Source organism: bacterium, from assembly GCA_021159335.1.
Taxonomy (GTDB): domain Bacteria; phylum UBP14; class UBA6098; order B30-G16; family B30-G16; genus JAGGRZ01.
In genome coordinates, this window is sequence record JAGGRZ010000091.1 from 1 (window position 1) to 5,286 (window position 5,286).

7 protein-coding genes are annotated in these 5,286 nt (G+C 44.8%); all 7 read left to right on the forward strand.

The features are described from left to right. Positions 1-525: nucleotide exchange factor GrpE (locus tag J7J62_05435; protein ID MCD6124595.1), on the forward strand; the 525-nt coding region annotated here is incomplete at its 5' end. After that, positions 509-1,636 carry a molecular chaperone DnaJ gene (dnaJ, locus tag J7J62_05440; GenBank protein ID MCD6124596.1) on the forward strand — a complete coding sequence of 376 codons (1,128 nt, stop codon included), beginning with the start codon at positions 509-511 and terminating at the stop codon, positions 1,634-1,636. The genes J7J62_05435 and dnaJ, both read left to right, overlap by 17 nt. Further along, positions 1,636-2,370 (forward strand): 16S rRNA (uracil(1498)-N(3))-methyltransferase, encoded by a 735-nt coding sequence (locus J7J62_05445; protein MCD6124597.1) that lies wholly within the window; start codon positions 1,636-1,638, stop codon positions 2,368-2,370. Before dnaJ ends, J7J62_05445 begins: the two co-directional genes overlap by 1 nt. Next, positions 2,367-2,909 (forward strand): ECF transporter S component, encoded by a 543-nt coding sequence (locus J7J62_05450; protein MCD6124598.1) that lies wholly within the window; start codon positions 2,367-2,369, stop codon positions 2,907-2,909. Before J7J62_05445 ends, J7J62_05450 begins: the two co-directional genes overlap by 4 nt. After that, a complete protein-coding gene (gene thiL / locus J7J62_05455; GenBank protein MCD6124599.1) occupies positions 2,899-3,858 on the forward strand; it encodes a thiamine-phosphate kinase in 960 nt (319 codons plus the stop codon). The genes J7J62_05450 and thiL overlap by 11 nt, the downstream gene beginning before the upstream one ends. A gap of 50 nt (positions 3,859-3,908) precedes the next feature. Beyond that, on the forward strand, positions 3,909-4,454 hold the full coding sequence (locus tag J7J62_05460; GenBank protein MCD6124600.1) for a BMC domain-containing protein: 546 nt from the start codon (positions 3,909-3,911) through the stop codon (positions 4,452-4,454). 33 nt (positions 4,455-4,487) lie between these two features. Beyond that, a partial coding sequence (locus tag J7J62_05465; protein ID MCD6124601.1) for a hypothetical protein occupies positions 4,488-5,286 on the forward strand: 799 nt, incomplete at its 3' end.

Here is a 5,286-nt window from a genome sequence, read left to right on the forward strand (position 1 = left end):
GACAAACTCCGAGAAAAATTAGCCAAGCTTGAGGAGGAGAACGCGGAACTTAAAGATAAAAATCTTAGGCTTGCAGCTGAGTTCGAGAATTTTAGGAAAAGGCAGGAGAAAATTTTTGCCGAACTTTTGGCTCAGGAAAGGGATAACATAATATCAAAACTTTTAAGCATAGCGGACGATGTGAGCAGAGCACTCAAAGCTGCCCAAGAAGGGGCAAAACCCGACACGATAGTTGAAGGCGTGAAAATTATAGCTAACAAAATAAATGAGCTGCTCAAGCTTGAAGGTATTGAAGTTATTGAGCCCGACGGTATGCCCTTCGATCCACTTGAACACGATGCTGTAGCTGTTGAGCCAGTTGATAGCCCCGAACTTCACCACAAAGTTCTAAGAACTGTTCAGCGAGGATACAAGCGAGGCGAAAGGCTGATAATAGCGCCTAAGGTCGTTGTTGGCACATATAAGTCAGAGAACGAGAGCGACAAGCAAGGCAAGGACAACGATAAGAATGCAGAGAAGAGCTAAAATAGACCCGTATGAGATTCTCGGCGTGCCCCGTGATGCGACACTCGAGCAGATAAAAAGCGCTTACAGAAAACTCGCTCTTAAATATCACCCTGACAGAAACCCTAACGACCCCGAAGCCGAGGAAAAGTTTAAGCTAATATCGGAAGCTTACGAAATACTTTCTGACCCTCAAAAAAGGGCGCAGTACGACCGTGGAGCCGAGTTCGGCGATTTCGAATCGTTCTTTGAGATGTTCGACCTATCTGACGCTTTCAAAATATTTACTGATGTTTTCGGTGATATCTGGGGTGAGAGTGGTCATGCTGCGACTCGCGAATACCAGAGGCGGGGTGAAACGCTGAGGGTAGTGATAGACCTCACGCTCGAAGAAATATGCAATGGTGCAAAAAAGAAGATAAAATTAACGCGATATGAAGTTTGTCCCGATTGTCACGGACTGGGTTACCCGCCCGGTGAGGGACTCAGGGTTTGCCCACAGTGCAATGGGACCGGACAACTAAGACAGGTTGGAAGAACAATCTTCGGAACAGTTACAAGAATAGTAACATGTCCAACATGCGGCGGGAGCGGCAAAATACCGACAAAAATTTGCAAAACCTGTGGCGGGAGCGGCAGAGTTAAAGTTGCGGAGACTTTGCAGGTTGACATTCCACCTGGGGCTTATGATGGCCAAGTGTTGAGGATTCATGGCAAGGGAAATGCGGGGACTGGCGGAGGTAGTGCGGGAGACTTGATAATAATAGTGCGGGAAAAAAGGCATCCAAGGTTCATAAGGGACAAAAACAATCTTTTCACATATATACCGGTAGGAATAGCTACTGCTGCTGTCGGTGGAACGGTTACCATAGATGGGATAGACGGCAAACCTATAGAAATAAAAATTCCTGCAGGGACACAATTCGGTGACATAATAAGGATTCGTGGCGCGGGGCTACCCGAATATGGCGGCGGACGAAGAGGTGACCTTATTGCTCAGGTTGTCCTCGCTGTGCCGCAAAAATTATCCTCAGAGGAAAGAAAACTTTACGAGAAATTGCGGAAAAATGAGAAACCACCCAGAGAAGGATTCGTTAAGAGAATTTTGCGTAACCTTGGCCTTAGACACTGATGCTCATAACCACAACATATTTTTACGCTCCACCGGGTAATTTCAGCAAGGGAAAGGTTTTCCTTGATGGCGAGGAAGCTCATCATCTAACCAGAGTTCTGCGTGCAAAAGTTGGCGATGAATTCATCGTGGTTAACGGTATAGGTGATTCGTTTAGGTGCCGCCTCGAGAAAAGTTATGTTAAAGGAGCTGTCGGAAAGGTTATCGAGCAAATAGAATCGGTAGCCCAGCCCAAGATAAAACTTTCGCTCTGCTTTGGCGTGGTCCGCCCAAAACAGCTTGAGATAGCACTCGATTGGGCAACACAGCTGGGTATAAACGAGTTCGTCCCATTGATAACAGATTTCACAATACGCGAGATAAAGTCGGGCACAAGACTTGAGCGGTTGCAAAAGATAGCTATAAGAGCGATAAAGCAATCGAAACGCTCATGGTTGCCTACAATATCCGATGTAGTGGAACTTAGGGAGTTCCTTAACCGGAGAGGAAAAAATTTTGACGGACTTATTTACGCTGACCCGGACGGGTTACCCTCACCACCTAAAAGAATGATTCAACCTGATGGCTCAGTCGCGCTTTTTGTTGGTCCTGAAGGTGGCTTTTCTCATGCCGAGAAAAATGAGCTGGCGGAGCATAACGCAGTGCCTCTATCACTCGGACCTGCAAGGCTTCGCGCTGAAACAGCGGCGGTGATAGGTGTGGCGAAAATTTTCGCATGGACGGGAGACCTATGATAACCCAAAGAACCAAGAAATTAGCCTACTTCGCGATATTTCTCGCTTTGTCTTTCGTCCTGCCATTTGTGGTTCACCTTTCGGTTCAGCAGGGCGGACGCGTGCTTCTGCCCATGCACATTCCGATTCAGCTCGCGGGTTTTATCCTTTCGCCGATAGCAGCGTTGGTGCTGGGGATTATTGCTCCACCGTTCAACTTCTTAGTATCGGGCATGCCACCGTTTCCTCTTTTTATACCGATGATGTTCGAGCTCGGGGCCATGGGGTTTTTGATAGGGATTCTGCGAAGAAAATTATCGATAATCCCGACACTTCTTGTTGCGATCGTGGTTTCGAAGCTTTTCCTCGCACTGGGCTGGATTGTGGTTCTAAGCTTTGGGTTAGCTCCCAATGTTTTCAAACGCGGAGTTTTCGTTATTGTTTCAAGCGCTTTAGTAACCGGTTTACCCGGAATAATCGCGCAACTTATTCTTATCCCGCCCCTTGTTTCGTTAATGAGAAAAGGAGCAACAGGTAAGCAAGTTGAACATGGAATTTGAAATAATAAATGCGATAAGAAAGCGATTTCCTGAATTTATCGGCGATGACTGCGCAGTCATTGAGGGTATAGAAGATAAAATTCTTCTAACGACTGACGAAATGGTTGAGGGGGTCCATTTTTCGTTCGATTACATGAGCGCTGCCGATGTTGGTTACAAGTCAGTTTCAGCGGCAGTGTCGGATATAGCTGCGATGGGTGGGAAAGCGGTCGGTGTTATGATTTCGCTCTCTATTTCAGCCTCTTTTGGAATGACGGATATAATGCGATTCTACGATGGAGTTAATACATTTATCAGGCCATTGCGAATAAAACTTCTCGGGGGCAACATAACGAAAAGTGATGCGGGATTCCACGCGGTTGTTGGTGTGCTTGGGACGGCGAAAAAGCCGGTATACAGACACGGCGCCAGAGTGGGAGACAAGATATGGGTTACAGGAGTGCTTGGTGGTTCACTTGCCGGGCTTATGTTGCTTACCGGCAAATCTGAGGGCAATAATCTAAGCAAAGTAGAGCGTGAACTAATGATTATAAGGCACAAGCGACCTCGATGCAGACTGGAAGCAGGGGAGATTATCGCATCTTTCTCGCCAAGCTCGATGATAGACATTTCGGACGGTTTTTGGGCGGATTTGATGCATATTGCTGATGAGTCGAATGCGGGCGTATTGGTGGAACTCGAGCGCTTGCCGCTTTTCCCAGGAGTTGAAAAAATAGCATCGGAGGTAAGGATGGTTCCACATATTTTCGCAGCCAAAAGCGGCGAGGAATATGAGCTTATTTTCACCGCACCCGAGGATGTCGGTCGAAAAATAGCGCGCGTGCTTAAAGATGAACTTGATGTGCCTGTTTGCATGGTGGGCGAAGTAACGAAATCAGAGCGAACCGCAAAACTTTGCGGGGAGAGGATAAACCCAGATTTGCTTTCCGGTTGGGTTCATGAGGTGTGATTATTTCTTGCACGACGGAAAGTTTAACTTTATCTTGATTTGGGTGCATTATGGAACCGACTATCGGACTACTTGAGTTTACGAGCATTGCGAAGGGCATAGAGGCGACCGATGCTATGATAAAAGCTGCTGAGGTCAAGCTTCTGGTCGCCAAAACGATATGTTCGGGCAAGTTTTTAACGATAGTTTCCGGGCTGGTTCAGGCGGTTCAGGACTCAGTCAACGCTGGGCTAAGCATCTCCGGTCCCTCGTGCGTTGACCACATTATTATACCCAATCTTCATCAGGATGTTATCCCGGCCTTAACAGCGAGCACGGGCGCGACTCTTGGCGAAGCGCTGGGAGTTATAGAAACATACACGGTTGCGAGTGCCATAAAAGCGGCAGATATCGCCGCCAAATCAGGCGATGTAAGGCTTCTTGAGATCCGTCCCGCGGTAGGGCTGGGAGGGAAATCGTTCGTCACCATAACCGGTGATGTGGCATCGGTTGAATCCGCTGTTGAGCAGGGGGCAGAATATCCTAAATCCCTTGGCGTCCTTTTGCAGAAAGTCGTTATTCCTCATCCATTCAGGAAGATGGGGGAGATAGTCTAAGATTCTTCACAGGATAGAAAATTTAACAATAGCATGATCTCAAAAAGTTTAAAGATTATACTTTTCTTAATCATTTATGGAACTCACTTACAAGCAATTACTATCCAATTGGAACAAGCAAATATCAAAGTTTGTGAGTTAGCTGATACTTCATTATACAACTCAATTTTTTATAACTTACACAATTTAATTTCTGAAGCATCTGTTTGTGATTTAAACGACGATAATTTTCCAGATCTGATGTTTTCAGCAACTAGCGCGGCACTTGTAGCAACAAGTTACATCAAAATTCAGTATGGTCCGATACCTAATGGGACACTTTTCATTGACTCAATGGATGTAACAATTCTTGATACTTCGTTTTGGAAACAAATTGACCTGGATTATTTTTTGCCATTAGAATATTCAGATTCCGAGAAATATATCCTAATAAATCGTAGAACAATTGGAGCTCCACCATCATCTGGTTATAGATTATATGATGAGTTTTTGACAGTTAATGCCAATCTGCCATTGGGGAAATTCTTAATAGATACTATTTTTGTAAAAATTTATACTGATAATTTTAGTCCAATGCCATACATAGGATTATTAGCGCCCAACTATTGCTTATATGATTCATTCATTGTGTTGCCTGGATATATGCCAGACAGTTTTACATTCAGTTTTACACCCTCTTTTTTTCTAATAAAAAAGGATATTATATTAGATACCATTTTAGTTCATTTAAACATGGATTATGCATTTTTGTTTGATTATCTTCGTTTTTCAAGAACATTTTATTATGTTTTTTCACCGGGTGATCTTGACGGTGATTCTTTTAATGATTTGA

Bases quoted from the DNA above. Each gene is read 5' to 3' on its own strand.
- J7J62_05460 (MCD6124600.1), top strand. From the start codon at position 3,909: ATGGAACCGACTATCGGACTACTTGAGTTTACGAGCATTGCGAAGGGC.
- thiL (MCD6124599.1), top strand. From the start codon at position 2,899: ATGGAATTTGAAATAATAAATGCGATAAGAAAGCGATTTCCTGAATTT.
- J7J62_05450 (MCD6124598.1), top strand. From the start codon at position 2,367: ATGATAACCCAAAGAACCAAGAAATTAGCCTACTTCGCGATATTTCTC.
- dnaJ (MCD6124596.1), top strand. From the start codon at position 509: ATGCAGAGAAGAGCTAAAATAGACCCGTATGAGATTCTCGGCGTGCCC.
- J7J62_05445 (MCD6124597.1), top strand. From the start codon at position 1,636: ATGCTCATAACCACAACATATTTTTACGCTCCACCGGGTAATTTCAGC.